At 65.4% G+C, this 26,604-nt stretch carries 22 protein-coding genes; 6 read left to right on the forward strand and 16 right to left on the reverse strand.

What is annotated here, in order from left to right; genetic code table 11:
* Nucleotides 1-22 precede the first annotated feature (22 nt).
* The 5 genes from B6V73_RS02995 to B6V73_RS03015 all read left to right on the forward strand — a co-directional run bounded on the left by B6V73_RS02995 (nt 23) and on the right by B6V73_RS03015 (nt 6,154).
* Nucleotides 23-949 (forward strand): LysR family transcriptional regulator, encoded by a 927-nt coding sequence (locus tag B6V73_RS02995; protein WP_075777066.1) that lies wholly within the window; start codon nt 23-25, stop codon nt 947-949.
* A 115-nt stretch (nt 950-1,064) separates the two neighbouring features.
* Nucleotides 1,065-2,045: a tripartite tricarboxylate transporter substrate binding protein gene (locus B6V73_RS03000; protein ID WP_168174853.1), complete on the forward strand. Its 981-nt coding sequence runs from the start codon at nt 1,065-1,067 to the stop codon at nt 2,043-2,045.
* Between the two features lie 3 nt (nt 2,046-2,048).
* Complete coding sequence (locus B6V73_RS03005) at nt 2,049-2,492, forward strand: tripartite tricarboxylate transporter TctB family protein (protein ID WP_088724460.1); 444 nt, start codon at nt 2,049-2,051, stop codon at nt 2,490-2,492.
* A 13-nt stretch (nt 2,493-2,505) separates the two neighbouring features.
* Nucleotides 2,506-4,005 (forward strand): tripartite tricarboxylate transporter permease, encoded by a 1,500-nt coding sequence (locus tag B6V73_RS03010; RefSeq protein WP_088724461.1) that lies wholly within the window; start codon nt 2,506-2,508, stop codon nt 4,003-4,005.
* Nucleotides 4,006-4,108: 103 nt separating this feature from the next.
* Nucleotides 4,109-6,154 carry an ATP-dependent helicase gene (locus tag B6V73_RS03015; RefSeq protein ID WP_088724462.1) on the forward strand — a complete coding sequence of 682 codons (2,046 nt, stop codon included), beginning with the start codon at nt 4,109-4,111 and terminating at the stop codon, nt 6,152-6,154.
* Nucleotides 6,155-6,221: 67 nt separating this feature from the next.
* On the opposite strand, the gene B6V73_RS03020 is transcribed toward B6V73_RS03015, so the two are convergent.
* From B6V73_RS03020 to B6V73_RS03085, 14 genes are all read right to left on the reverse strand, one after another.
* Nucleotides 6,222-7,244, reverse strand: coding sequence for an alginate lyase family protein (locus B6V73_RS03020; protein WP_075777061.1), 1,023 nt, complete (start codon nt 7,242-7,244; stop codon nt 6,222-6,224).
* A 22-nt stretch (nt 7,245-7,266) separates the two neighbouring features.
* Entirely contained in the window at nt 7,267-9,960 is a 2,694-nt protein-coding gene (locus tag B6V73_RS03025; protein ID WP_088724463.1) for an SEL1-like repeat protein, read from the reverse strand.
* Between the two features lie 32 nt (nt 9,961-9,992).
* Nucleotides 9,993-10,610 carry an alginate O-acetyltransferase AlgF gene (locus B6V73_RS03030; protein WP_075777059.1) on the reverse strand — a complete coding sequence of 206 codons (618 nt, stop codon included), beginning with the start codon at nt 10,608-10,610 and terminating at the stop codon, nt 9,993-9,995.
* A complete protein-coding gene (locus B6V73_RS03035; RefSeq protein ID WP_075777058.1) occupies nt 10,607-11,926 on the reverse strand; it encodes a hypothetical protein in 1,320 nt (439 codons plus the stop codon). The genes B6V73_RS03030 and B6V73_RS03035 overlap by 4 nt, the downstream gene beginning before the upstream one ends.
* A complete protein-coding gene (locus B6V73_RS03040; RefSeq protein WP_088724464.1) occupies nt 11,923-12,645 on the reverse strand; it encodes a hypothetical protein in 723 nt (240 codons plus the stop codon). The genes B6V73_RS03035 and B6V73_RS03040 overlap by 4 nt, the downstream gene beginning before the upstream one ends.
* On the reverse strand, nt 12,638-13,705 hold the full coding sequence (locus B6V73_RS03045) for a hypothetical protein (RefSeq protein ID WP_075777056.1): 1,068 nt from the start codon (nt 13,703-13,705) through the stop codon (nt 12,638-12,640). Before B6V73_RS03045 ends, B6V73_RS03040 begins: the two co-directional genes overlap by 8 nt.
* 12 nt (nt 13,706-13,717) lie before the next feature.
* A complete protein-coding gene (locus B6V73_RS03050; protein WP_088724465.1) occupies nt 13,718-15,139 on the reverse strand; it encodes an MBOAT family protein in 1,422 nt (473 codons plus the stop codon).
* A complete protein-coding gene (locus B6V73_RS03055) occupies nt 15,139-16,521 on the reverse strand; it encodes a right-handed parallel beta-helix repeat-containing protein (protein WP_088724466.1) in 1,383 nt (460 codons plus the stop codon). Before B6V73_RS03055 ends, B6V73_RS03050 begins: the two co-directional genes overlap by 1 nt.
* Nucleotides 16,508-17,911, reverse strand: coding sequence for a sugar phosphate nucleotidyltransferase (locus B6V73_RS03060; protein WP_088724467.1), 1,404 nt, complete (start codon nt 17,909-17,911; stop codon nt 16,508-16,510). The genes B6V73_RS03055 and B6V73_RS03060 overlap by 14 nt, the downstream gene beginning before the upstream one ends.
* Complete coding sequence (locus B6V73_RS03065) at nt 17,908-19,014, reverse strand: HlyD family efflux transporter periplasmic adaptor subunit (protein WP_077701258.1); 1,107 nt, start codon at nt 19,012-19,014, stop codon at nt 17,908-17,910. Before B6V73_RS03065 ends, B6V73_RS03060 begins: the two co-directional genes overlap by 4 nt.
* A 19-nt stretch (nt 19,015-19,033) precedes the next feature.
* Nucleotides 19,034-20,497 (reverse strand): glycosyltransferase, encoded by a 1,464-nt coding sequence (locus tag B6V73_RS03070; RefSeq protein ID WP_088724468.1) that lies wholly within the window; start codon nt 20,495-20,497, stop codon nt 19,034-19,036.
* Between the two features lie 6 nt (nt 20,498-20,503).
* Nucleotides 20,504-21,823: a nucleotide sugar dehydrogenase gene (locus B6V73_RS03075; protein WP_088724469.1), complete on the reverse strand. Its 1,320-nt coding sequence runs from the start codon at nt 21,821-21,823 to the stop codon at nt 20,504-20,506.
* Between the two features lie 205 nt (nt 21,824-22,028).
* The gene (locus B6V73_RS03080) at nt 22,029-22,634 is read right to left on the reverse strand and encodes a response regulator transcription factor (RefSeq protein ID WP_168172984.1); all 606 of its coding nucleotides are present in this window, start codon (nt 22,632-22,634) and stop codon (nt 22,029-22,031) included.
* Nucleotides 22,635-22,680: 46 nt separating this feature from the next.
* Nucleotides 22,681-23,340 carry a response regulator transcription factor gene (locus B6V73_RS03085; RefSeq protein WP_088723276.1) on the reverse strand — a complete coding sequence of 220 codons (660 nt, stop codon included), beginning with the start codon at nt 23,338-23,340 and terminating at the stop codon, nt 22,681-22,683.
* 595 nt (nt 23,341-23,935) lie between these two features.
* On the opposite strand from B6V73_RS03085, the gene B6V73_RS03090 reads away from it, so the two are divergent.
* Nucleotides 23,936-24,352, forward strand: coding sequence for a universal stress protein (locus tag B6V73_RS03090; protein WP_075777047.1), 417 nt, complete (start codon nt 23,936-23,938; stop codon nt 24,350-24,352).
* Nucleotides 24,353-24,493: 141 nt separating this feature from the next.
* Here B6V73_RS03090 and B6V73_RS03095 read toward each other — a convergent pair whose 3' ends face one another.
* Together B6V73_RS03095 and B6V73_RS03100 are read right to left on the reverse strand one after the other, a co-directional pair.
* Nucleotides 24,494-25,543, reverse strand: a complete 1,050-nt coding sequence (locus B6V73_RS03095) for a betaine/proline/choline family ABC transporter ATP-binding protein (RefSeq protein ID WP_075777046.1) — start codon at nt 25,541-25,543, stop codon at nt 24,494-24,496.
* Nucleotides 25,544-25,553: 10 nt separating this feature from the next.
* Nucleotides 25,554-26,597 (reverse strand): ABC transporter permease subunit, encoded by a 1,044-nt coding sequence (locus B6V73_RS03100; protein ID WP_075777045.1) that lies wholly within the window; start codon nt 26,595-26,597, stop codon nt 25,554-25,556.
* Nucleotides 26,598-26,604: the final 7 nt, after the last annotated feature.

The raw sequence follows: 26,604 nt of genomic DNA on the forward strand, positions 1-26,604 counted from the left end.
CGATCTGCATACCAATATTGATATGTCACTTTCCCACCTGATGTTGAAACCGGCGCAGCTGCGCCTGATCCGCGCCGTCGCTGAATCCGGCCAGTTGCAACTCGCCGCCGAAAGCTGCGCGATGACCCAGCCGGCCGCGTCGCGGATGCTGGCCGAGGTGGAGCGCCGCGTCGGCGCCCCCCTCTTCAACCGTCTGCCCACCGGGATGGAGCCGACCGAGATCGGGCTCACCGTCCTGCGCCGCGCCCGCGCGGTTCTGCGCGAACTGGAGAGCATGAGCTCCGACATCGAGGCGCTGCGCCACGGCCACGCCGGGCGGGTGCGGATCGGCGCGGTGACCGGCCCGGCGGTGGGCTATCTCGTGCCCGCGATCCGCGCGATCAAGCGCGCCTCGCCCGAGACCGACATCTCCGTGGAGGTTCTGCCTTCGCGCGATCTTCTGGGCTATCTCGCGGCGGGGGAGATGGATTTCATCCTCGCCCGGGTTCTGCCCGAATTCGACAGCGCACTGTTCGACATCACGCCGATGCGCGACGAGAAGGTCGTCTTCCTCGTGCGCTCCGATCACCCGCTGGCCCGCGCGCCCATCGTGACGATGACCGAGCTGGGCGAGTATGAATGGATCATGCAGCAGCGCGGCGCGCCGATCCGGGAGGCCACCTTCGAGGCTTTCGCCGCGCTCGGTCTGTCCGAGCCGCGCGACTGCGTGAACAGCCCCTCGCTTCTGTTCACCATCGCCTATCTCGCGCAGAGCGACGCGGTCGCCTCGGTCTCGGAAGAGGTCGCGCAACTGCTGATCCGCGCGCCGGTGAATGCGAGCTTCAAGATCCTGCGGATGCACCATCAGCTAAGCGTGTCGCCCTATTACCTGCTCTGCCTCAAGCGGCGCCCGCTGTCGCCACTCGCGCTCAGACTGCGCGACGAACTGTTGCGGCTGGCGGCGGAATAGCAGCTGCGCCGATGCCGACCAATTTCCGGTAACGCCTTGCCAAGCCCAGAACATTCCGCAATCTTGCGCGCGATTACGGGCATTTTTGCCAAATATGACTCCGGGAGGCTCTACCATGATCATTTCGCGTCGCGCGGCCCTTTTGGGCGCTGCCGCTGTTTCGCTTTGCAAGCCCGCTCTGGCACAGAATGCCAACTGGCCGAGCCAGCCGCAGCACGTATTCGTGGGCTTCCCCGCGGGCTCTTCGCCCGACCTGCTGGCACGGATCGTGACCGAGCCACTGGCCGACAAGCTGGGCCAGCCCATCGTGATCGAGAACAAGCCCGGCGCGGGCGGCGTGATCGGCATCCAGCAGATGCTGAACGCGCAGGATCAGAAGAACACCTTCGCCACCACGATCAACGGCCCGCTGACCACCGCACCGCGCCTGACGCCGAATCTCGGCTATGACGTCACCAAGGATATCGCGCCGGTCACGCTGATCGCGACCTCGCCGCTGGTGCTTGTCGTGGCTGCCGATTTCCCCGCCGACGATCTCGCGGGCTTCGTGAAAGCCGCCGGGAAAGAGCCCGAGGCGCTGGCCTACGGCTCGGTCGGCAAGGGCTCGGGCGCGCATCTGACAGCAGAGCTGTTCTCGGACCGCGCCGGCGTCGAGATGCTGCATATCCCCTTCACCTCCTATGCCGAGGTCACCACCGCGATCATCGCGCACGAGATCGATTGCGGCTTCATGGCGCCCTCGGCTGCGATGCAATATGTCGAGGCGGGCAAGCTGAAGATCCTCGGCATCACCTCCGAGAAGCCCTTCGCGCAGGCCCCGGGCGTCCCGGTCATGGCGGGTCAGGCCGGTCTGCCCGACGATTTCCGCGCCGAGCTGTGGAACGCCTTCATCGCCCCCGCAGGGACGGATCCGGCGATCATCGACACGCTCAACACCGATATCAACGCGATCCTCGCGGATGACGCCGTGCAGAAGCGGCTGCTGGACATGGGCTGGCAGGCGGCGGGCGGCTCGCCCGAAGATCTGAAACAGCGCATCGCCGAGGACACCAAGGTCTGGGGCGCGGTGCTCGACCGGATCGACGCGAAGAACTGATCGATGAAGCGCGACATTCCTGATTTGGCGGGTGGCGTCCTTCTGGTCGCCATCGGCCTCTTCGTCACCCTCTACGCGGTGGATCACTACGAGATCGGCTCGCTGCGCCGGATGGGACCGGGGTTCTTCCCGGCGCTTCTCGGCGGCGTGCTGGCGGTCTTGGGGGTGATGATCGCCCTACCCGCCCTCGCCCGGCGTGGTGAGGCGATCCGCATCGCGTGGAAGGAATGTCTCGCGGTGCTGGCGGCGATCCTCGTCTTTGCCGCAGGCCTCGACCGCGTGGGGCTGGTGCCGGTGACGTTGGCCAGCGTACTGATCGCGACGCTGGCCGCTCCCGACCGCCGGATCGGCTGGCGCATCGCGCTCGCGCTCGTCGTCACGCTCCTGTCGGTCGCGGTGTTCTCCTTCGGATTGAAAATGACTGTCCCGCTCTGGCCGGGACGATGAGAGGCATCTGGCTATGAGCGGTTGGGACGGGTTCCTTCACGGGCTGAGCGTCGCGGCGCAACCCGACGTGCTGATCTATTGCGTCTTCGGCGTGCTCCTCGGCACCTTCGTGGGCGTCCTGCCCGGGATCGGCGCGATGGCGACGATCTCGCTGCTGCTGCCGATCACCTATTACCTGTCGCCCGAGGCGGCGCTGGTGATGCTGGCCGGGGTCTATTACGGCTCGCAATATGGCGGCGCGGTGGCCTCGATCCTGCTGCGCCTGCCCGGGACGCCGCAATCGGCGGTGACCACGCTCGACGGCTATCCGCTGGCCCAGAGCGGCCGCGCGGGCGTGGCGCTCTTCACCTCGATGATCTCCAGCTTCTCCGGCTCGATGATCGGGATCGTCGTGTTGATCCTGCTGTCGGGCGCGTTGGCGCGGGCAGCGATCGCCTTCGGTGCGGCGGAATATGCCGCGATGATGATCCTCGGCCTCGTCGCCGCCTCGACGGTGGGGGCGAAATACCCCGCCAAGGGGCTGGCGATGGTGGTTCTGGGGCTGATCCTCGGCTGCATCGGCACCGATGTGAATTCCGGCGTTCAACGTTTCACCTTCGGCCAGACCGAGCTGATGGACGGCGTCAACCTCGTGGCGCTCGCAATGGGCCTGTTCGGGGTGGCCGAGGTGATCGCCAATATCCACGTCGCCGAGCGTACCGGCGTGCCGCCCCGCGTCGCGCTGCGCGAGCTGTTGCCCAGCCGGGCAGAGCTGCGCCGCATCCCCTTCCCCGCCCTGCGCGGCGCCAGCCTCGGCAGCTTCTTCGGCGCGCTGCCCGGCACCGGCTCGACGATCTCCTCCTTCCTCGCCTATGCTGCGGAACGCCGGATTTCACGCCGTCCCGAGCAGTTCGGCACCGGCGCGATCGAGGGGATCGCGGGGCCCGAGGCCGCCAACAACGCCGCCGCGATCAGCGCCTTCGTCCCCACGCTCGCGCTTGGCATCCCGGGCGATCCGATCATGGCGCTGATGCTGGGCGCGCTGGTCATTCACGGCGTACAGCCCGGCCCACTGATGCTCGATGCGAGGCCCGACATGTTCTGGGGCCTGATCGCGAGCTTCGGGATCGGCAACCTGCTGCTACTGATCCTGAACCTGCCGCTGATCGGCATCTGGGTGTCGATGCTGCGTATCCCGTTCCGCTGGCTCTATCCGGCGATCCTGATTTTCGTCTGCCTCGGCGTCTATTCGGTGCGGGGATCTAGCTTCGACATGTTCGCCGTCGCCGCGATCGGGTTGGTGGGCTACGCGCTCTCGCTGGCCCGGTTCAACCCGGCGCTTCTACTGCTGGGCTTCGTGCTGGGCCCGCTGATCGAGACCAACCTGCGCCGCGCCCTGCTCATCGCCCGCGGCGACCCGATGGTCTTTCTCGAGCGCCCGCTCGCCGCGACTTTCATGATCGCAGCTGCGGGGCTGATCGTGATGTCGCTGGTCCAGGTGATCCGGCGCCGCGCGCGTTCCGATAGCGCCTGATGGCCGACCGCCGCAGGCTGGGTACGAAAGGCGAACATTTCAAGTTCTCATTTCGTTCCCATTCCGTTAACTTTCCTCCACAGACCGGAACGGGGGACAGGGAATGCCAGAGGCAGGCTATCTCGACAAGCTGAACGACAACCAGCGGGCCGCGGTGGAATTCGGCGTCGGCGGCGAGGCGCTCTCGCCGCCGCTTCTGGTGATCGCGGGGGCCGGGTCGGGCAAGACCAATACGCTCGCCCACCGGGTCGCGCATCTGCTGGTCAACGGCGCCGATCCGCGACGCATCCTGCTGATGACCTTCTCGCGCCGCGCCGCGACCGAGCTGACGCGTCGGGTGGAACGGATCACCGCGCAGGCCATGGGCACAGCTGTCGCCGCCGAGGCCCTGACATGGGCCGGGACGTTCCACGGCATCGGCGCGCGGATCCTGCGCGAGCATGCGCTGTCGATCGGGCTTCACCCGGAGTTCTCGATCCATGACCGCGAAGACAGCGCCGATCTGATGAATCTCTGCCGTCACGGGCTGGGCTTTTCGAAAACCGAAAGCCGCTTTCCCGCCAAGGGCACCTGCCTTGCGATCTATTCCCGCACGGTGAATGCCGAAACGCCGCTGGGCGAGGTGCTGCGCGACAGCTTTCCGTGGTGCGCGCAGTGGCAGGAGGAGCTGAAGCAACTCTTCGGCGCTTACGTGCAGGCCAAGCAGGCGCAGAACGTGCTCGATTACGACGACCTGCTGCTGGCCTGGGCGCAGGTCATGGCGGATCCGGGGTTTGCCGCGCATATCGGCGGGGCCTGGGACCACGTTCTGATCGACGAGTATCAGGACACCAACCGTCTGCAGGCGCGTATCCTGAAGGCGCTGAAACCGGACGGGCGCGGCTTGACCGTGGTCGGAGATGACGCCCAGTCGATCTATGCCTTCCGGGCCGCCACCGTGCGCAACATCCTCGATTTTCCCGACAGTTTCGACCAACGCGCCGATGTCATCACGCTCGACCGCAACTACCGTTCGACCCAGCCGATCCTCGCCGCAGCCAACGCGGTCATCGGCCTCGCGAAAGAGCGGTTCACCAAGGATCTCTGGACCGAGCGCGCTTCGGGGCCGAAACCTCAGCTGGTGACCGTCCAGACGGAGACCGAGCAGGCGCGTTTCATGGTCGATCGTATTCTCGAGAACCGCGAGACCGGCATGAAGCTCAAGGAGCAGGCGGTACTGTTCCGCACTTCCAGCCACTCGGTGCAGATCGAGGCCGAGCTGACGCGGCGCAATGTGCCTTACGTGAAATTCGGCGGGCTCAAGTTCCTCGACAGCGCGCATGTGAAAGACCTGCTGTCGTTCCTGCGGCTGGCGCGCAATCCGCGCGACCGGGTGGCGGGGTTCCGGGTGCTGCAACTGATGCCGGGCATCGGGCCCAAGGCGGCGGGGCGCATTCTGGACGCGCTCGACCTCGCCCCCGATCCCCGCGCAGCGCTTGCCGATGTCGCGCCGCCAGCCCGCGCCGGAGCGGACTGGGAAGGCTTTGTCGAGGCCATGAGCACGCAGGCGGCATGGCCCGCAGCACTTGGCCTTGCCCGCGCATGGTACGACCCGCATCTCGACCGGCTGCACGAGGATGCCGAGGCCCGGCGCGCCGATCTGCTGCAACTCGAGCAGATCGCGACCGGCTACCCGTCGGCCGAGGCGTTCCTGACCGACCTCACGCTCGATCCGCCCGACGCCACCAGCGATCAGGCGGGCGTGCCACTCAAGGACGAGGACTACCTGATCCTGTCGACCATCCACTCGGCCAAGGGGCAGGAATGGAAATCGGTCCATCTGCTGAACGCCGTCGACGGCTGCATTCCGTCAGACCTCGGGACCGGTTCGAGCCACGAATTGGAGGAGGAGCGGCGGCTGCTCTACGTCGCGATGACGCGGGCGAAGGATCAGTTGACCCTGGGGCTGCCGCTGCGGTTCTACGTCACGCAACAGACCCGCAACGGCGACCGGCATGTCTATGCGATGCGGACGCGGTTCATCCCGCGGGAAATCCTGCACCATTTCGATTCCGTTCACTGGTCGCCGTTGCAACATGGCGGGGCGGCCCAACGTCCTGCCCCCGCCCCCATCGACGTCGCAGCGTCGATGCGACAGATGTGGAGCTAAGCTCCGGTGAGGTCCGCCCTGCCCGTCCGGACATCAGGGCGGACCCTTCGCTTCGGCTTCGCCTTGCTTACCACAGGGCGGATTGTTCACCGCCGAGCTTGGAATTGCTGAGGGGGCGATACTCCTCGACGAAGGAAGCGATTTCCGGCGCGTCAAAGAGCGACAGATACGCATCGGCCCAAGCCAGTTCGAAGCTTTTCAGCTTTTCGTCGCCGGTGGCGAAGGTCTGCTCCTCGCCGGCCTTCTCGGCGACCATGTCGAGGTTGTCGAAGGCGGCCGGGATGAATTTGACCGCGCGATGGATCGCGCCGTCGCACATGTCGAAGGTCGGATAGCCATCACCTTGCAGAAGCGCCGCGCCGACTACGAGCGGGGCGACGGCGTGAAGCTGATAGTGCAGCGCGCGGGGACCGCGCTCCATCTCCCATTTCAGCGCGCCGTCCTCGTCGGCCTGACAGGCGACGAGCGCGAAGCTCGTATTGGCCCAGGCCTTGAGGTAATCGTCGCCCGCGGCATTGCCGACGGCCGCCGCGGCGAGCCCTGCCCAGGCGCGCAGGTTGTTCTGACTCGCCATGTCCGGCGCCTCGGTGTCGAACCACTTGGCAGTGTGACGCGCCCGCGCCTTCAGCCAGTCCTCAATCGTTTTCGCCTTGTCGGGATCGACCTCCGTCGCGGATTCGGCCTGAAGATAGGCCAGCGCCATCGCGCCGAAGCGCGACGGGGAGGAGAGATTGGCGTTCATGCTCTGAAGATCGCTGAGCGCATCAGCTTTCGCCCAGACGTTAAGCGCGTCCACCACGCAGGCGGCGGCGTCCTCGGCGCCGTCCCCGCCCTTGGCGGCCTTGTTGGCCTTGCCGGTGAGATCCACGATGAAATCGTCGATCGGGCCCAGCGCCTCGTTCACCGCCGCGTTCGAGGCTTTGTCGATGTCCGAACGGTCCTTGCTGTCGTCCGTGTAGCGGCTGCCATAGTCGAGAGAGACGACGGGCTCTGGCACGTTCATGCAGGTGACGTCGCTTGCGTCCTGCGCCCAGAGGGCGGGCGCCGGCAAGGCAGCGACGAGCGCCCCGATGATAAGAAATCGTTTCATGACTCTTCTTTCGTGTCTCGCGTTACTGAATGAGGCGCGCCGTGGCGGCGGCCGTTTCGTTGCCCGCACGGGCGGCGGCGAGAAGCAGTTTCCGCGACCGCTCCATGGATTGGTCGACGCCAACCCCGTAGGCATAGGCCTGCGACAACAGATACATCGCGTCGGCGTTGCCCCCGTCTGCCGCGCTTTGCAGCAGCGAGGCGTAGCGCTCTGCCGTGTCGTCGGGTGCGTCGCTTTCGCGCACGATCCGGGCCAGTTCGAGCTGTGCCGCGGCATTCCCCTTCTTTGCGGCCTCGGCGTAAAGGGCACGGCGATCTACCTTCGCGTTAACGATCTCGCGCACTTTCGGGTCCGAATATTCGAGGAAATTGAAGATATCGGCGATGTCCTTGGGCGCCGCGATCTTCAGCAGGCGGACCGTCATCGCAGCCGTCTTTTCGGTGCTCATCTCGATCTTGCCGTCCTGGCGCAGCGACAGAAGCCGGCGCAGCGCAAGGGGATAGCCACGGTCTGCGGCAGCGCGGTAAAGCTTCATCGCGCGCGCCTTGTCGTCCTCGGTCGACCCCATTTCGCGCAGGGCGTCGGCAACGGCCACGTCTTCCCACCCGTCGCCTTCGGAAACCGCGCTCGCGATCTTGAGCCAATGATGCGCCCCATCCTTGGCGTCGATCTTGCGCAGGACATGTGCATAGTCGAGCGCCATGGACGTCGTGCAGTCGATGGTGCTGCGAATGCGGGCCCGGTAGGTCGCGACATCGCCGGCCTTCTTGAGATAGGGCAGCGCGAAGAGCATGGCCTTCACGTCCCCGTTTCGCGCGATGGCGTCGCGATAGGTTCGCCATGCCGTGTCGGAATCCATGATACCGTGATCGATCAGAACCCCGATCGCGGTGCCGTTGCCGTTCTTCGCAAGGTCGCGGGCAAGCGAGATCATCCGTTCACGCTGGGTCTTGTCGAGTTCGGTGCGGCTTCCCAGCACAGAGAGGTAGAGCGTCTTCGCCCCCGTCTCTCCCGCGTCGATGGCCTGCGCCAGAAAATCCTCGGCGGTGCCGACATGGCCGCGATTGAGCGCGAGTTTCGCTTCGGCCGTGTAGAGCGCGCCACCCGAGGCCTCTGTCATCCGACGCATCTTGTCGCCCGCGCCTTCGGGGTTCACGTCATGGAAATTGGCCAGCGACCGCGCGCGCATGTTGATCGCCTGCGATTGCAGCCGGGCCACCGTCAGCGGATCGTCTTGGGGGTTCACCGCGTCGAGCTGGCTCGGAGTGAGTTCGACCGTCGAGTCGCCGGCGAATTCTTCCATCTTCGTCCAGTATTTCGACTCCGAGAGGATCGGGGCATCCCGTGACCGGCACTGGAAAATGGCCTGGAGATCCTGCATCGGTTCGGTCTTGCCGTCGATATAGACCGCGTCACGCAGTTCCGAGACGATGTTGAGCAGGTCCTGCTCGCCGTCGGCATCGCGGATCTTGATCTCCGCAAGGTGCATCCGGGCCGCCGAGAGCGTCGGATCGATCTTCAGCGCCTCGGCGTAGAGCTTGGCGGCACGGTCCTCGCCGGCCCACCGCCCCTGCTGTTCGAGGACGAGATTGCCGCGCTGTGCATAGGCCCAGGCGGGAGTACCCGGCGCGTCGATCATCCGGTCCAGCGCATCCGCAAGACGCGCCCGCCCGCCGGGCTCGTTCTTATGGGCGCGGGCGATGTTCACGAGACGGATCCGCGCGGTTGGGTCGCCGTAACCGGCGGCCTCCTCGTAAAGCGCGCGGGCTTCTTCGGGATCACGCTCGGTCAGGGCACCGCGTTCGAGGATGCCCCCGAGGCGCAGCATCGCGTAGGGCAGATCGAAATCCGCCGCCTGACGCAGGCTCTTCATCATCAGGTCGTTGTCCCGGTCGACCTCGGTCGCCTCGCGGTTCATTTCGGCAAGGTTCCAGGCGGCGTTGGCCCCGCCCAGCCTGGCCGCGAAACGGTACCAGTCCTCGGCCAGCTTCGGATCTGGTGCGACGACCTCGCCGTCGCGGAAGATGGCGGCAATGCGGTTCACGCGGTCGCACAGAAGCGGATCGAGATCGCCCAGCAGGTTCCCGAGCGCCATGGTCACGGCCACGTTGGGCGCGATGTTCCAGTCGTCGATCTTCTGCTTGTAGGACAGCTCGACCATGCGCAGCAGCGAGGTACTGTCGCCCGCATAGGCGGCCTGACGCCAGAGTGCGATGGCCCGCTTGCGATCGCGCGCGACACCGGTGCCGTTATAGAGCAGTTCCGCCGCCGTGCGTTTGACCGAAGCCGACCCGGCCGGCGCCATGTCGAGCAGGCGCTTGACCAGACCTTCATCCGCGAGATCCTGCATCCGGCCCGCAGCGACGAGAAGGTCGATGCGGTCCAGAAGAAGGTTGGTCTTGTCGTAGCCGTCCCCGGCCTTGAGCAGGCGCTGGTCCGCCGCCTCGATGACGTCGAACCAGCGTTTCGCGTCGTTCTGGCGCAGCAGCCGCAGGTCGCGGCGGATGAGCCTCACGTCACGGTCGCCCAGTGGCCCGCCGTCATAGTCCTTCCACCTTTCGGTCAGGACGTGCTGCGGAGGCCGGGGGCTGCAGGTATCGCTGCCAGCCTCGACCTGGGGAGGATCGAACGGCACCGAGACCGGTTTTGCATGGACCGATCCGGTCTGGGCAATCAGGCCCAATGCTATGGCGGAAAGGATGCGTGTCAGAGACATGGTGATCTTCTCCAGGACGAGGCGTGTCAGTTTCAGTTCGCGTAGGTGCTGTCGGTGGCGGTCAGCGCGCCGTCGGCGCCGACGATCACCGTGGTCGCGGTACCGCGACGCAGCTCCAGCGGATCGAGGCTTGAGAGCGTCTCACCGTCCTGACGCAGCTCGAAGGTCAGGGTCAGCGGCGCCTTCAGGCCGACTGCCCCTTCAGTGCCGGGCGCTACATCGGACAGTGCCGCCGTTTTCGCCTCGGTTGCATAGAGATCGAAAGTCTTCATGTCGCTCAGGTTGTAGAGCAGCAGATCCGCCTGCGCGGGGCTTTCGGTTATGTCGTCCTTGATCATCGGTTCGTCCTTGACCGAAGACAGGATGGTGTAATGGGTGCTGGCGCCCACCTCGACGGAGCGTTCCTCGTCGCCGACGGTGAGGTCCACGTCGCCGGGGGAAACCTCGACATAGGGGGTCAGGCCCGCATCCGAGGTCTCGAGCCGCGTACCGTCGATCGACACCGAATCCGCATCGGGCGCGATCACGCGCAGGAAGGAGGCATCCGGCGAGGACGGCTCGGGGTAGAGCCCTTCATCCTGCGCGGCCGCGGGCAGCGCGGTCAGCAGCGCGACGGGGAGGGAAAGCAGAAGCGTTCGCTTGTTCATCATGTCTGGGATCCTTTCAAGGTACATGTGGAGAGCGTGGCGTCCTTCTCGGCCGGCTGGTCGAGTTCGACGCGCACATGGGTGTAGTCCTTGCGCCAAAGCGGGCGCGCATACTCGTAAAACCAACGGGTCGGCCCCACGCGCTCGGAGCGCTGGATCGTCGTGGAGCCGGTGAGACCATCGTCATTCGAGAACTTGAGCGTGGCGCGCACACCGTTCGCCCGGCCGGTATCGACACCGAGATAGCTCTCGGGCGTCCAACTGTTGGCGGGCAGGTCCGCGGTCAGCACGTTCGGGTCGGGATTGGCGGTCTTGAGAGGCGTGCAGTCGGCGCCGGCCGCCGCGATCAACTCGCGCAGGGGGCGTTCGCCGAACCCGCCGAGATTGTTGTAGATCGGGTTTTCCCAGATCAGCACGCGCGGCTTGTTCTCGCGGAAATCCTCCGACAGCAGGTAGGAGGTGATCGCGCCGAACTGGTTGCCGCCGGTCACCGAGTAGTTCGCGACCTGTGCCTGGGTCTCGTAGGACAGGGCATCTTCGAAGCTGAACATCTTCTCGGCGGACATCGAGGTGCCGACCAGCGCGATCGGCGGACCGGCGCTGTCGGCCGCGAAGATATCGCCCGCGTCGCCGCTGCCGCCGCCTTTTTCGGTGGCCTTGAACCGTTCGGTCCGCGGAACCGGCAAGCCGTCGCGGCAAAATTTCTGGATATGGCGCCGCAGCGCGGATTCGACCGGCTTGGTGCCCGTCGAGGTCAGCTCGATCTTGGTCGTTTTCATGTCGTCGAGCGATGGCGTCTGGTGAATCGTGTCGGCGATCGCCTTCGCCACGGAATGCGCGCCGTCCGGCGACCAGTGGAAATCGAGGCCGATGAAAGGCTGGCGATCGTCCGGCAAGGTATTCATCGCCGCGACGGTGTCGATGGCGGTGACATTCGCGTCGGCCAGCCGCGACAGGAACGCCTTGTACCCGGCCTGGGCGAGCGCCTTGTCATAGCCGTAATCCGCCGCTTCGGGCGGCAGGTGCTCCGGCATCGCGAGGCTCTTGGTCGGAATCGGCACGTAGATCAGCTTGGTGCCCCTCTCGGCCAGCACCCGCGACAGCGTGCCCACGGTTTTCGCGGCCGCCGCAGAGAGCGGGTGATAGGTCCGCATGTTGAGGTTGAGGCGGTAGAAAAAGCCGTCGCTGCCTTCGAGAACCGGCAGGTTATCCGCCGTGGCGAGCCCGTGGCAGTCATAGGCCGACTTCTGCTGTGCCAAGGCCGATCCGGTCCCGGCGGCCAGCAGCCCGGCGGCAAGTGCGAGTGAACGGAGTATCATTGCGTTTCCTTCTCGGTATCGTCGGAACGGGCGTCGAGCTGCGCGAGGATCGACTTTGCGGCCGTGCGCGTGCCCAGTTCATCCGCGTCCGAAGCGGCATGGGTGAGGATGGAATGCAGACGTTCGGGCGCGACGAGGTTCGGGTTCTGCAGGGCCTTGGAGCCGATCTGGATCGCGGCGGCGCCGTCGCCGGACTCGGCCAGCTCTAGCAGCAGGTCGCGGGCACGCTCGGGATGGTAGCCGAAGGGCTTGCCGGACTCGTAAAAGCCCGTCAGCGCCTCGCGCGCCTTGGTGTAGCCCTGCACCGCCAACGTCCGGATCGCGTTCTCGAGATGGTGGAGTCGCTTGTCCGAGACGTCGAGATCGGGCCGCTCGAGGATGCGGATCAGCGGCCCCAACGCGTAGTCGCGCCCGGTGAACACCGCAGAGGCGTAATAGAGCGCCGCATCTCCGACGACGCTCGGATCGTCGAGCGCCATCAGCCGGTTGGCATAACGGAACGCGGCCAGCCCGTCGCCCGCATCCGCGAGCGCGCGCATCTCGGCAAAGCTGAGATGCTGGTCGTGCAGCATCCGCTTGCGGTCGTGCTGCAACTTCCAGGTCGGCAGGTCGGCGGTCTCGGTGACGCGGTCGTCGATCACCGCCTGCCCGAACACCGGTCCGGCCAATACGACCGCGAGCAGGCCCGCCATGGTCGTCGCAAGACGCGGATCACGCATTTCCGGCCTCCTTTCCGTCGATGTATTTCGGCTCGCCGAGATAGCGGATCGGGAATTCCCAGATCACCCGCGCGGGCGGCGCATCGTCCAGTTTCGGCTCGGACAGGAACGCGTTCATCGGTTCGATCGGGCCGCGGCCTTCCTCGGCGAGGTTCAGGATGTCGCGCCCCAGCGCGATCTTGAGGGCGGGCACGAAGCTCCAGGACTTGTTGGCGCTGTAGCTCGTGCCGACCAGAACCGTGTCGATCGGCGCATCGTCGGAGGCGAAGATGCCCTTCTTTTCCGCGCCTTTCTCTTCGGCGACATAGGGCGTCACCCGCTCGGGGCCGAGCCCCACGCTCGGCGCGAAATCGTCGGTGGTGACGAAGGACACTAGGTCCCCCATGAATTCCTTGGGCCGCGCCGGGACCTTCTTGAACACCGTGTCGCCATGGGAAATCTTGCCCGATTGCGCCACGGCCTTGGCCACCCTCGCAGCCCCCTGCGGGGTCCAGTGCGTGTCGCGCGTCAAGAAGACCGGATCGGGCCCGGCATCGGCCAGCGCGGGCCGGGTATCGACGGTCGTGACGCCCTCATCGGTCAGCGCCGCGCGGAAGGCGCGATACTGGTCCTCCATCGCCTGCCCCGCCTGTTCGCCGCCGTGGTCGCGGTAGATGTCGATCTTCGCGGGCACCGGCACGACGACGAGCTTGGTCCCCAGCGCGTTGAGCTGCGCCTTGACGTCGGCGACGACCCCGGCGGCGGTCTTGATCTCGGACGGCGTGGCGCGATCGAATTCCTCATCGGTGAAGAGCCAACCGTCATCGCCCGCCGTCACGCCGTCACGGCCTTCGCCGATCAGCTCGTAGCGCGCAGCCCCGATCAGGCCGACCGCGGTCTTGCGGTGCGGCTGCGCCTTTCCGTAGAGCGCGCCGAGCGACGTCGCAGCCTTGCCGCTCACGAAGTCGCCCTTGACGGTTCCGGGCAGCCCCTTCTCGAAGATATCCACGTTCACGAACAGCGCGTAGCCGAGGAACAGGATCGGCACGCTGGTGCGTATGGCTTTCAGCATCATCTGCATGGGTCCGGTCCTTCAGAATTGGAAATAGAGGAAGGGCGAGAAGCTTTGCTCGGCCAGCTTCAGGATGGTCAGCGTCGCCAGCACGGTGACGGCCATCGGCGGCACGATGGCGCTCGTGGCGGTCAGCGTGCCGTCAGGGCGCGGCGAGAGCGGGCCCTCGACCATACGGGCCAGCCAGGGCTCGAGGATGGCGACGCCGATCGCGATGACGAGCACCGCGACACTTTCGCCGGTGATCTCGAAGGCGGAATCCGGCGACAGCCCGATCCCGTTGGCCCCCAGCATGCCGGCGAAGACCTGTCCCGCCTCGACGATCGAGGTGGCGCGGAAGATCACCCAGCCGATGAGCACGACCAGAAGCGTGCGCAGCAGCGCCGCGGTGGAGCGCGACTTGACCCAGCCGGAATAGCGTTCCCACATCAGCCAGCCGCCGTGCCACGTGCCCCAGATCACGAAGGTCCAGGCCGCGCCGTGCCACAAGCCACCCAGCACCATCACCGTCATCAGGTTGACGTAAGTGCGTGCCGGGCCGATGCGGTTGCCGCCGAGCGGAATGTAGAGATAGTCGCGCAACCAGACCGACAGCGAGATGTGCCAGCGCCGCCAAAACTCGGTGATCGAGCGCGAAATATAGGGCGTGTCGAAATTCTCGATGAAGCGGAAGCCCAGCATCATGCCCAGCCCGATCGCCATGTCGGAATAGCCCGAGAAGTCGAAGTAGAGCTGCATCATGTAGGCGATCGCCCCGCCCCATGACAGCGTCAGCGACGGATCGGGCGTCGAGAAGGCGAGATCGGCCAGAGGCGCCACCGCATCGGCCAGCAGCACCTTCTTCGCCAGTCCGACGAAGAAGCGCATCATGCCGTCCGAGAACATCTCGACCGAGTGGGTGCGGTGCCGGAACTGATGCGCGAGATCCTTGTAGCGCAGGATCGGCCCGGCAATGAGCTGCGGGAAAAGCGCGATGAAGGCCGCAAAGTCGAGCGGGTGCACGTCATCGGGCGCATCGCCGCGATAGGTGTCGACGATATAGCTCACCGACTGGAACACGTAGAACGAGACGCCGATCGGCAGAAGGATCTGCCAATGCACGCCGATGGCATCGGGCGTGGTCCCGAACAGCGCGGTCAGGCTGTCGATGAAGAAATTGAAATACTTGAAGAAACCCAGAACGGCGAGGCAGCTGGCGACGCCGATGCCGGTCCATATCTTCGCCATCCGCACATTCGCGGCATGGCGGATCGCCCGGCCGGTGAGCCAGGTCCAGGCGGTGGTGCCGACGAGCAGCAGCAGGAAATCCACCCGCCACCACGCGTAGAACACGTAGGAGACCGCGAGCAGCGTCAGCGACTTCCAGCGGCTCGGCGTCAGATAATAGAGCGCGAGCGCCAGAGGCAGGAAGAGAAACAAAAAGGTTTCGGATGAAAAGACCATCAGGTAGCGCCCTCTCCGGAACAGGTGTCAAAAGCTGCGCGCGCGGCATCGCGGCGCAGAGGTGCGGGATCGAGCGCGCGCACGCCGGAGACGCTGAGATCCCCCGCGCCGCCATCAGCGCTCGCGCGCAGGAAATCGGGCGTCAGCGCGTCGAGGTCGCCCGACAGAAGCCGGGGGCGCTGATCCGTGAAATCGTTGTCATGCAGGCGCAGGTCGGCAAGGCCGGTCGCGCGGATGCCCATCCGGTTGCCCGCAAAGCGGCTGTCGGTGATCAGCACCCGCGTTTCGGGGCGCTGGCGGTCGATCATCAGTCCGGGGCCTCTATTGTCGGCAAACCGGCTCTCGTTGAAGATCGTCGTGCCCGCACCGCGCTCGGCGAAGCCGGCGCCTTTATTTCCCGAGACCTCGATCCGGTCGAAGAGAACGCAGGTCGCGCCTTGCGCCATCGTCGCGCCGGAACCGTCGAAGCCGCGCACGGCGACATCGCGAAGCTGAAGCGCGCGGCTGTTGTCATCCACGCGCATGCCCTTGCCCTGCCCGCCATCGAGCGCGACATTGACGAGCCGCATGTCTGAGACGCCCGAAAGGTGCAGCGCCTGCTCGCCCCCGGTATCGCGGACGGTCAGATCGGTGATCGTGCCCCCGTCGATATCGCGCAGCATCAGGCCGCTGCCCCGCGCGTCGGCAATCTCGGTATCGGTAAGGTTCACCCCGTCGAGATCCTGCAGGACGACGCCGCGCAGATCAGTAAAACTGTTCCCGGTCATCGCGGCCGGGCTGCCGAAACTGAGCAACCCGCGCCCGCCGAGAAACAGCCCGGCGCTATAGGCCCGGTCGCCATAGCCGAGGCCGGTCAGCGTGGCATCTTTCAGCGACAGGCTCTGCGGTCCGAGCGCTGCGACAAAGGGGCGGAACCCCGCAATATCGGGATGCACGTCGGAGCCCGCGGCGATGGTGGCGTGATCGACGTCGAGCGCGCCGAAAGAGATCAGGTAGCTGCCCTCGCGACGCGATAGGTCCAGCCGATCGCCCTCGGACAGCGAAAGCGACGCGCCTTTCAGCACCACGATGGGCATCGAGGCCACAAACCGGTCATCCTTGCGGATCAGCGCATCGGGATGGCCGGAATCCGCCAGCAGGTCGTCGAGCATGGCCAAGGTCACATCGCCCTGGTTGAGGTAGATCGCCGAGCCGCCGCCCGGCGTATCGCCCAGAAGCTCCGTGTCGATTTCGACCCCGGCCCCGGCGGCAAGCTGGGTCAGCGCCAGGCGCACGTTGGACACCGACGCGCTGACCGCCTGCTGAGCAGCCGCCGGCGCGGTGAGCGCCAGCGCCAGCCCGCAGGACAGGCCAAGGCAACGAAGGTGTTCACTCACGTGCATCGCGCGTTCCCTTCGATGTCTCTTCGGCCTCGTCTTCCGAGAGGTCGATTTCGTAAAGGCTCAGCGCCCCGTCGCCGGTGTTCCAGACCTCGACCGACGAGCCGGGGCTTACGTTGATGCTATGACCCTGGCTGCAGGCATGGGTCGGCCCGCCGTTCTTCCAGTGGCCGCGACCGCTCGACACAGCGAGCAGCTTTCCACCCGGGGTCGGCCCGCGGAAGGTCGCGGTCTCGCCCGCGTCGAGGGTGAGACGCGACACGGCGGGGAAGGCCTCGCCGCCCTGCCCGATATCGTCGGTTGCGACCTCGGGATGGCGCGCCACTTCGCTGCGGTTCTGGGCCTTGAGCTCGGCGACGGCGTCTTTCACCTTCTGGGCGTTGCTGTGATTGGTCACGAGGAGCGCGTCGGGCGTGTCGACGACGATCACGTCCTCCATGCCGATCACGGTGACCAGCTTGTCGCCCGCGCGGATCAGCGAGTTGCGACAGTCGAGGGTCAGGGCCTGTCCGGTCGAAACGTTGCCGTCTTCGCCCTTGGGGCTGATCGAATGGATCGCGGTCCAGGCCCCCACGTCGTCCCAGTCGACCTCGACGGGGGCGACGGCGACGCGGTCGGAGCGTTCGAAGATCAGCCGTTCGGTCGGCTCGTTCGCGGCCTCGGCGAAATGCGCGCCGTCGAGGCACAGGCCGGTTTCGGTCTTTTTCGCGCCGTCGAGCGCGGCCAGAACGGCGGCCAGCGTCGCCGGGTCGTATTTCTCGAATTCCTCGATCAGGACGTCGGCGCGCATCAGGCTGATGCCCGACGCCCAGAACGTGTCGCCCGATGCGACGAGCCGTTGGGCTTTCTCCAATTCGGGCTTCTCGATGAAACTGGTGACCTCGTGGAGGCCTTCCTGGCCATCGACCAGCGCGCCGCCGGAGATATAGCCGAACCCGGTCTCGGCATATTTCGGCACCACGCCGAACAGCACGATCCGGCCCTGCTGCGCGCCCTCGCGCATCAGCTTTACGACCGTATTCATGTCGCCTTCGATCTTGTGATCGGACGGCAGGACCAGAAGCAGCGCCTCGGGATCCTCTTCCGCCAGCGTCAGGGCAGCGGCGAGAACCGCGGGACCGGTATTGCGGCCCATCGGCTCCCCCAGAAAGCGCCCGGTGACGCCGATCTCGGCCAGCTGATCGCGCACAAGACCCTCCTCGGAGGCGGCGGCGACCAGCAACGGGTCAGCGAAATCGTCATCGAGATGGCGCGCCACGGTGCTTTGCAGGAACGTCGGACCGCCATTGCCGTCGATGGACTGGAATTGCTTGGGCTGGGCGACGCGGGACATCGGCCACAAGCGGGTCCCCATCCCTCCAGACAGAACTACGGGATTAACGACACTATTCATGACTGGTCTCCAATTGCTTTGATACTACGGGTAAAGGCGCGCGCTTCTCCGAGCGCGTCGCGGGAAAGGCTGCCCCAATCGACCCCGAAGGCATCGCGGCTGACGCTGAGCGCGGCGACCTGCCCCGCCTCGTCGGGCGAAAGGTCGATCGAAGGGACGAGATTGGCGCGCACCAGCCCGTCGGAGCCGACAGCGCCCGGCGCGCGGAACCCGTCGCCGAGGGTCGCACGGAATTCGGTCCCGTCAGGCAGGGTCACGTTGACGCCGCCGGTCTGCTGCACTTCGAACAAAAGCTCCTGCGGCAGGCGCGCCTCGATGACCAGCGGGGCATCCGGAGCGGAGATCTCGAAGAGCGGCTCGCCGGCAAGAACGGTGCTGCCCTCGGCCACGGAAATCGGATGGACGGTGCCTTTGCTCGGCATGGCGATCGAAAGCGTCTCCCCGTCCACCGTGTCGAGCGCGAAGAGCACATCGCCCGGACCGGCATCGGGGTTGATGAAGCTGATCTGACCGTCGGCGGTCGCCCGGATCGTCTGGCCCTGCGCGACCACGCGGCCCGGGGCGGCGATATCGGTCGTGAACAGACGCGCCTGCATCAGGCTGACGGCCAGCGCGATGAGCGCGACGCTCAGGGCAAGCACGACGAGCGTGCCGAACGCGCTGCGCAGCCGCTTGCGGAACCCGGGCTTCGGCGCCGCTCCGGTGCCGCCCTTGGGTTGCGCGAGCGATCCGCTGCGGATCAGCCCGCCGGAGCTGGTCAGGTCACCCGAGATATAGTCATTCAGGATTTGCCGCAGCTGCGGCGAGTGATCGCCCGTCGGCTCGGTGAAGACCAGTACGCTGGAATTGTCGCCTTCCACCATGACCCGCGCGGTCGGCACGAGCGCCACCTGAAAGCCGGGAAAGTCGAAGATCAGGTGGACGATCTTTTCCGTGCCGTCGATCCGGCGGTCTATCAGGCCCGAGACCTGCGCCTCGGTCAGCGACAGACCGTCGCCTGCGTAGCGCCGTCCGTCGATGACCGCGGAAAACGGGATATCGATCAACGGGTGTTCGTTTCCGGCCGAAAGCGGCGCCGGTGAAGTATCGGGGGCGTGTGTCATGGTGCGTCCTGTCGGTCGTTTAGAGAAGTCCGGTCGAGAGCGCCGCGGAGAGGGTTAGCCACCCCAGCGCAAGGACCTGCATGTAAGTGGAAGTGGCCGAGCGCAGCCGCGCTCCGAGAGGCATGCGCGCTGCAGCTTTCTTGGCGGCCTGGCGCGTCCATTTCTGCCGGTCGAGACGGAACAGGGCCGAGCTCTTGACCGACGCGCCGAGGATCTGGCCGAAGTAGAGCAGCGGCGCGTAGATGATCGGGAAGCCGCCGCCGCGGAAGGTCGAGAGCATCCAGCAGAAGACGTAGCGGGTGAACATCACCCAGGCGATGTAGGCGGGGATCACCGCAGGCGTCGCGAAGAGCGCGGTCAGCGCGATCGAGATCGGCCCGAACAGCGTCGTCCAGATCGACACGCGCTGGTCGAGGATTGACCACCAGGTGAAGAACCCGATCCGCGACGGGCCCAGCGCCACCGCGCGGCCATTGGTGCGCAGCATGTTGCCGAACCACCGCTTCATCAGCGCCACGGCGCTTTCGACGAAGCCCGGCATCGGCTGCTCCTCGTAGGAGACGCAGCGCACGTCGGGCAGATAGGTCATCCGGTAGCCGCGGCTCAGCAGCCAGAACCAGGTCGATTTGTCGTCGCCGGTCAGGAAGTTGATCCGACCGAGCCGCCAGTGATCGATATGGTCCGATTGAACCTGTCGGATGAAGCTCGGGTCCACCGCCAGGTCGGCGCGGAAGACGGACATCCGGCCCGTCAGCGTCAGCACCCGGCCGCCGAACGCCATCGAGGACATCATCATCTGGCGCTGCATGAAGCGCAGATCGAACCAGTTCCGGAACAGCCAGTCATCCGGGATCTCGACGGATTCGTCGGTGGTCAGCGCCCCGACCCGTTCGTCGGTGAAGAAGGGCGCGGAGCGCTCGACGATGTCTGCTGGCACGGCGCTGTCGCCGTCGACGAACAACATGATGTCGTCGCGTCGCGGGGCCTCGCGCTGCATCAGCCGCAGCGAGCGGGCGATGGCGTCGCGCTTCCCGGTTCCCGGGATCTGGTCGATGATGAAGCGCACCTGCGGCATGTCATGCCTGCGCGCCTCGAAGAGATCGCGCAGCACCCTGAGGTCAGCGCCATCCACCACCGAGGCGACGATGGTCGCGCCGCCGGGCGAGCGGCGGGCCGCCTCGAAGATCGAGCTGTAGACGCGGCTCGTGACGCCCGGCTCGATCTTGTAGGTCGTGACCATGAAATACGCGTGCGCCGGAACGGGGCGGCGCGCATAGGCGGCCTCGGCCCGCGCGCGGCGCCGGGGGTAGAGCACCCGGACATAGGCGGTCGCGCGCAGGAAGTTCAGTGCCGCCCATCCATACCGCCACAGGCCGATCACCCCGAGCACCACGATGGCACTATCGGCGGCAGCCAGGCTGGTGTCGCGCACGGCAAGGCCCAATGCGACGAAAGCCGCGATATAAATGAGATGACCCAGCATTGCGGATTACCAGCAGATGCCCTGATAGCCAGCGTCGCTGACGAGGTTCGGGTCGATGCGGCCGAGATCCACCACGCGGCGGTTGCCCAGCGTCTCCTTCAGGCGGGCGGTCACCTCGGGATACTTGTTGCCCACCACGATGACCTCGCTGTCTTCGATCAGACGGTCCAGATCGTCTTCCATCCGTTCGAAGAGGTCGGGCACGACGGCGTTGCCGCGGCCGGCGGCGCCAGGATCGTTGACGAAGGCTGTGGCGACATAGGGATCGTAGATGCGCACGTCCTGACCGCTTTCGATCAGCCGCGCGGCCAGATCGGCCAGCGGGCTTTCACGCAGATCGTCGGTGCCCGACTTGAAGCTTACGCCGACGAGACCGACGGTCTTCTTCGAGGCGGAGCGCACCATGGCCTCGGCGCGCTCTATCTGCGCCTCGTTCGCCTCGAGAATGGCGTTCAGAAGCGGCGTCGCGACGCCCGATGTCTCGCCCACCGCCTTGAGTGCGCGCACGTCCTTGGGCAAGCAGGAGCCGCCGAAGGCGAAGCCGGGACGCAGGAAGGCCGGCGACATGGCGACCTTGGTGTCGCTGCACAGGACCGCCATCACCTTCTGACCGTCGAGGTCGTTGGCCTTGGCGATGTTGCCGATCTCGTTGGCGAAGCTGATCTTCGCCGCGCGCCAGCTGTTCGAGGTGTATTTCACCATCTCGGCGGTGCGAATATCGACCTTGTTCATCTCGCAGGGAAGATCCTGGTTGATCTCGGTCAGGACCTGTTCGGTCTGCGCGTCAAGGCTGCCGAACACGATCAGGCCGGGATCGGCGTAATCCTCGATCGCGGTGCTTTCGCGCAGGAATTCCGGAAAGTAGCCGACGCCGAAATCGCGCGCTGCGAGTTTGCCGGAGGCGCGTTCGAGCGTGGGAATGCAGATCTCTTCCATGGTGCCGGGGACGATGGTCGAGCGCATGATGACCGTGTGGCGGTCTGACTTGTTGGCGATCGCCTTGCCGATGTCCTGACAGACGGAGACCACGAAGGTCAGACCGACCGAGCCGTCGGGCGCCGAAGGCGTGCCCACGCAGACGAAGGAGGCGTCGGTCTTCGCGACGGCCTCCGCCGCGTCGGTCGTGGCCCTGAGCCGACCGCTCGCAGCCATCTCGGCCACCAGCTCGTCGAGCCCTTTTTCAACGATGGGCGCGCGGCCCGCATTCAGTCCATCGACCTTGCTCTCGTCGAGATCGACCGCAATCACTTCGTGGCCGTCACGAGCAAGGCAAGCCGCTGACACGACGCCCACGTAGCCGATCCCGAAAACACTGATCTTTGCCATAATTCTTTTCCTTCTCCCCTCGAAACGGGCGAATCGAAACGTGTAATGGGCAGAGGTACCGCCCGGTTCGACCCAAGGGATAAAGGAAGATTCGCAGCCCTTTCAGTCGGGAATACGGGCGAAGAGCGGAGGAATTTCGGAAAGGGGTCGGGAGCTTCCTGACCCCCCGTGTGGGGCAAAAACCCACCCGGGAGGTCGGACGGGCTCAGACGAGCCAGCCCCGCGCGCTCGCCATCCGGATCAGCGCGGGCCGGTCCGCGAGGCCAAGCTTGTTCATGCCACGCGCGCGGTGGCTGTCGACGGTCTTTCGGCTGAGGCCGATCTGGTCCGCGATGTCGCTGTTGGAATAGCCTTTGGCCCAGAGCCGCAGCACATATTCCTCGCGCTCGGTCAGCGCCTTGCCCTCGGTGGGACCCGGCATCTCGCCCTCGGCGGAGCGCGAAAGACCGCGGTCGACCAGGCTTCCGCCCGCAAGGGTGACGCGGATCACCCGCATCAGCGCGGGGCCCGAGATCGATTTCGCCACGACGGAGCTGAAGCCGATCCGCATGCAGAAGCTGACAAGCTCCTTTGTCGGCTGCGACGCCACGGCGATCAGCGCCAGCGAGGGACAGGCGGCCAGCATCTGCGGGACCAGATCTTCAAGGTTCGGAGTAAACTGCGGATCGATAAGGAGAACATCCCAGTCGGGATCGCGCAGGCGTTCTATGTCGGTGGCAGAAAGCGCGTCGCCATGCGTCCCCGTGTCGTCGAATGTCGACGCCGCGAGGTCGAGCACCGCTGACGCGAAAATCGGACTTTGGTCGGCCACGCCGATCCGGATCGGACTAACGCTTCGCATCTTCCACTAGACCCGGTTACACCGCCCAGGCGTTGCGCCGCGCAAAGGTTTCGAGCTCGCGCGCGCATGTGAGACCCATCTTTGACAGGGCGCGGTACTTATGCGTCTCGACGGTCTTGCCGCTGATCAGAAGGTCGTTTCCGATCGCGCGACAGCTTTTGCCGTCGACGAGCCCGCGCACGACCTCCCGCTCCCGGCTGGTGAGGGCTTCGGTGCCGACCAGAATGGGCGCGCTGGAATCGCTGCGCGCTTCGGCATAGCACCCGTCGACATACAGACTTCCCATGGAGACCGAGAAAACCGCGTCGATGAGCATTTCGATATTGCCGCTGCGGGAAACGACGCCGTCGTAATCCGACTGGAGACACTGGCGCGCGATCTCGAGTGCAGTTTCCGGCAGGTAGGCGATTGCGGCGACCGGACCGGCGGCCTCGCGGACGGCGCTCAGGGTCTCGGCAGGGTCCGCAGAGGTCTGGCTCGGGTCGAACACGACCACGTCGCAGGTCTCCATCGGGACGTCCTTCGAGGTCAATGCGGAGGGCACATCTTTGCATTCGCTGACAACCGCGATGCTTCCATCCGCAGCGAAGCTCCGCTCCACAGCATCCGCGAGAATGGCGTTGTCGTCGATGAACAGAACACGGGGGGTTTCGGTTGCGTTCGTGAAGTTGGCCATGTTGAGTTCTCCCGCTCACTTCGGTTAACAGCGAATTTACGGTCCGTTAACAGGTGCTTTGCGGGTTAGTTCCATCACGACTGACGGTCTTTTCGAGCGCTCAGCGGGAACCTGCCGCCGACTTTCGCGAAGGTTCGGATATTGTTGGCAAAGTTCGTTTCATGGCTGTCGGCGCGTTATCGCCTGAAGATTTTGCGACTACCGTTATGGTTGTATTAATTCCCGAAACTCAACCGAGTTCCCCTGCTATCATCGCGATTTCTCGTTGAGGCGCCTCGTCCGAAACCAGCCCCATCGCGTCAAAACACACGTCGAAAGCGAGGCCCAAAAGAGACTGTGCACGGACGCGTGTGAAAGTCTCCATCCCGCATGCTCGCGCGGCAGCGTCGTTGCGAGGCCTTCGCGGCGATACGCACGGGGCCTGAATGCAATGTGGCGCTCTTTGCGGGCGCCTATGTCGCTGCGCGACATCGGAGTGACGCTTATGCCCATTTCGAGCTCCGGAATTCGTCGTAGGGGCGAGGCTGTTTCAATCCGGGTACGCGCCCGGTCGCCACGAGGTTCATTTTCCGCCTCGAACTTCCCGGAGGCCATCATGGCACGCCAGACAAAGCTCATCCTCTGCCCCATCAACCTGCGCCACGCCCAAGTCGAACATCATGCCTACATGGAAGCCGTAGAGATGGCGCGGCGGCGCCAAGCCAAGCTGATCGTCGCGACGATCGCGCCCGAGATCGAGCGTAATCTCAACATCTACAACTCCGATACCTATTGGGGCCAGCAGCTGCGCAAGTTCGTCAACGACAATCCCGCCAGCGGGGTGCCCGAGATCGAGATGGTCGTGCGCAAGGGCGCCGTGCATCGTCAGATCGTCAAGCTGGCGGACGAGCGCAAGGTGGACCTCATCGTGATGGAAGCCGCCAACCCGAAGGTGAAGGACTATCTGCTGGGCACCACGGCGTCGCATGTCGTGACCCATGCGGAGTGCTCGGTCTACGTCGTGCGCAGCTAAGGACACGGCCCGGGATGCGACAGCACACCGGGCAGCGCGCACCCCGCTCCTGCGGCATCCCACGCTTATATTTGGGAAAAGCCCGCGCCTGTCGCGCGGCGGGTCGGACCCGCCCCAATACAGGGGCGGATTCCTTTCTTCTTACCTCTTGGCGGTTTCGCCCGAGGATTGCGCGGGCACCAGCGCGCGCATGATCGAGGGCATGGTGAGGCTGCCCACCGGCTCGCCCCCCATCATCACGCGGTAGCGGCGGTCGAGCGCCCCTTCCGCCTTGGCGATGACGCTCTCGAGGTTGTCGTTGCCGTCGATATCGCCGGACATTTCGCCTTCCGGCGCGCCACGCTCCATCACCGAGCGCACGCGCAGCACGCGGGCGCGGTTGATGTCGGCCACGAAGTCCTCGATGTAGGGATCCGCCGGGTTGAGAAGGATCTCCTGCGGTTCGCCCTGCTGGACCACCCGACCGTCATTCAGGATCACCAGGTGATCGGCGAGCTTGAGCGCCTCGTCCAGATCGTGGGTGATGAAGATGATGGTCTTGTGCAGCTCGGCCTGAAGCTCGAGCAGCAGGTCCTGCATGTCGGTCCGGATCAGCGGATCGAGCGCCGAGAAAGCTTCGTCCATCAGCATGATGTCCGAGTTCGACGCCAGCGCCCGGGCGATCCCCACGCGCTGCTGCATCCCGCCCGAGAGCTGGTGCGGGTGGTGGTCCCCGTAGCCCCCGAGCCCGACACGGTCGAGCCATTTCTCTGCCTCCGCGACATAGTCCGAGGCCGGAAAGCCGCGGGTGGCCAGCGCCATCGCCGTGTTCTCCGCCACCGTGCGGTGGGGCAGAAGGGCGAATTTCTGGAACACCATCGACATCCGCTCGCGCCGCAGCTTGCGCAGCTGCGCCTCGTTATAGTCGAGGATGTTCTCGCCATTGACGAGAACTTCCCCCGCGGTCGGCTCGATGAGCCGGTTGAGGTGCCGGATCAGCGTGGATTTACCCGAGCCCGAAAGCCCCATGATGACGGTGATCTCACCCTCTTTCATGTCCACGTTGATGTCGCTGAGCCCGAGCACGTGGTTGCGCTTCTCGAGCAGTTCCGGCTTGCCCATGCCTGCCTTCACGTCTTCCAGCGCCGCTTGCGGATCCGACCCGAAGATCTTGTAGAGATGTCGGATCGAGACCTTGATTTCCTTGGTCATGCCTGTCTCCTCACTTGCCGCTCTTGCTGGTGTCGATCCGCGCCAGCGAGGCTTTCGTCACGCGGTCGAGCAGGATCGCGATGATCACGATGCCGAAGCCCGCCACGAGACCAACACCCAGTTCGAGCGACCGGATACCGCGCAGCACAAGCACGCCCAGACCCGGGGCCGAGACGAGCGAAGCGATCACCACCATGGCGAGGCTCATCATGATCGTCTGGTTCACGCCGGCCATGATGTTGGGCAGCGCGAGCGGGATCTGCACGCCGAACAGCTTCTGGCGCTTGGTCATGCCGAAAGCGTCGGCTGCCTCGATCACGTCGGGATCGACCAGTCGGATGCCGAGATCGGTCAGGCGCACCACGGGCACGATCGCGTAGAGGATGATCGCGATACCGTAGAGCTTCGGCTCGGTCACCGAGAACAGGAAGATCAGCGGGATCAGGTAGACGAAGGGCGGCAGCGTCTGCAGCATGTCGAGGATCGGGATCACGGTGCGCTGGAGCCTGTCGCTCCGCGACATCGCGATACCTATGGGCACGCCGAAGAGAACGCATATGAACGCACAGACGAAGATGATCGCCAGTGTCTGCATCGCCGCGTCGTAATGGTTGATGAAGGCGAGGAAGGCGATCGAGACCAGCACGAAGACCACAAGTCTCCAGGACCGCGTTACCAGCCAGGTGATCAGCATCAGGATCGGCACCATCAGCCACCACGGCGTGTTGGTCATGATCCAGAGCATGTCGCGCAGCGCCCAGCTCAGCGGCTGGGTCAGCGGGTCGACGACGGCACGCAGACCGCCACGGATCGCGAGAAATCCGTCTTCGAGGCCCTGCGTCACGTCGCGCGAGGGCGGGATCGCCGCGCAGGCCTTGTTGAGGGCGTCGAGCGAGGGAAAGGGCCAGTTCCATAGGGAGGGGCCTTGCGTCGTGGTGCCGTCGGTCTGTGCGATCAGGTCGGCCATCGACGTCATGCCGCCGCCACCGTCACCGCCAGCCGAGCACCAGTCCTTCAGCCCCACGGCGTTAAAGAAATTCTCGTAAGCTGCCATTGGTTTT

It is taken from the genome of Thioclava sp. JM3, assembly GCF_002213185.1.
GTDB classification, from domain to species: domain Bacteria; phylum Pseudomonadota; class Alphaproteobacteria; order Rhodobacterales; family Rhodobacteraceae; genus Thioclava; species Thioclava nitratireducens.

Excerpts from the sequence above, each read along its gene's own strand:
- B6V73_RS03100 (WP_075777045.1), bottom strand. The coding sequence starts at position 26,597 with ATGGCAGCTTACGAGAATTTCTTTAACGCCGTGGGGCTGAAGGACTGG.
- B6V73_RS03015 (WP_088724462.1), top strand. The coding sequence starts at position 4,109 with ATGCCAGAGGCAGGCTATCTCGACAAGCTGAACGACAACCAGCGGGCC.
- B6V73_RS03055 (WP_088724466.1), bottom strand. The coding sequence starts at position 16,521 with ATGCACGTGAGTGAACACCTTCGTTGCCTTGGCCTGTCCTGCGGGCTG.
- B6V73_RS02995 (WP_075777066.1), top strand. The coding sequence starts at position 23 with ATGTCACTTTCCCACCTGATGTTGAAACCGGCGCAGCTGCGCCTGATC.
- B6V73_RS03085 (WP_088723276.1), bottom strand. The coding sequence starts at position 23,340 with ATGGCCAACTTCACGAACGCAACCGAAACCCCCCGTGTTCTGTTCATC.
- B6V73_RS03040 (WP_088724464.1), bottom strand. The coding sequence starts at position 12,645 with ATGCGTGATCCGCGTCTTGCGACGACCATGGCGGGCCTGCTCGCGGTC.
- B6V73_RS03050 (WP_088724465.1), bottom strand. The coding sequence starts at position 15,139 with ATGGTCTTTTCATCCGAAACCTTTTTGTTTCTCTTCCTGCCTCTGGCG.
- B6V73_RS03070 (WP_088724468.1), bottom strand. The coding sequence starts at position 20,497 with ATGCTGGGTCATCTCATTTATATCGCGGCTTTCGTCGCATTGGGCCTT.
- B6V73_RS03045 (WP_075777056.1), bottom strand. The coding sequence starts at position 13,705 with ATGCAGATGATGCTGAAAGCCATACGCACCAGCGTGCCGATCCTGTTC.
- B6V73_RS03000 (WP_168174853.1), top strand. The coding sequence starts at position 1,065 with ATGATCATTTCGCGTCGCGCGGCCCTTTTGGGCGCTGCCGCTGTTTCG.
- B6V73_RS03030 (WP_075777059.1), bottom strand. The coding sequence starts at position 10,610 with ATGATGAACAAGCGAACGCTTCTGCTTTCCCTCCCCGTCGCGCTGCTG.
- B6V73_RS03060 (WP_088724467.1), bottom strand. The coding sequence starts at position 17,911 with ATGAATAGTGTCGTTAATCCCGTAGTTCTGTCTGGAGGGATGGGGACC.
- B6V73_RS03095 (WP_075777046.1), bottom strand. The coding sequence starts at position 25,543 with ATGACCAAGGAAATCAAGGTCTCGATCCGACATCTCTACAAGATCTTC.
- B6V73_RS03025 (WP_088724463.1), bottom strand. The coding sequence starts at position 9,960 with ATGTCTCTGACACGCATCCTTTCCGCCATAGCATTGGGCCTGATTGCC.
- B6V73_RS03075 (WP_088724469.1), bottom strand. The coding sequence starts at position 21,823 with ATGGCAAAGATCAGTGTTTTCGGGATCGGCTACGTGGGCGTCGTGTCA.
- B6V73_RS03010 (WP_088724461.1), top strand. The coding sequence starts at position 2,506 with ATGAGCGGTTGGGACGGGTTCCTTCACGGGCTGAGCGTCGCGGCGCAA.
- B6V73_RS03090 (WP_075777047.1), top strand. The coding sequence starts at position 23,936 with ATGGCACGCCAGACAAAGCTCATCCTCTGCCCCATCAACCTGCGCCAC.
- B6V73_RS03035 (WP_075777058.1), bottom strand. The coding sequence starts at position 11,926 with ATGATACTCCGTTCACTCGCACTTGCCGCCGGGCTGCTGGCCGCCGGG.
- B6V73_RS03020 (WP_075777061.1), bottom strand. The coding sequence starts at position 7,244 with ATGAAACGATTTCTTATCATCGGGGCGCTCGTCGCTGCCTTGCCGGCG.
- B6V73_RS03065 (WP_077701258.1), bottom strand. The coding sequence starts at position 19,014 with ATGACACACGCCCCCGATACTTCACCGGCGCCGCTTTCGGCCGGAAAC.
- B6V73_RS03005 (WP_088724460.1), top strand. The coding sequence starts at position 2,049 with ATGAAGCGCGACATTCCTGATTTGGCGGGTGGCGTCCTTCTGGTCGCC.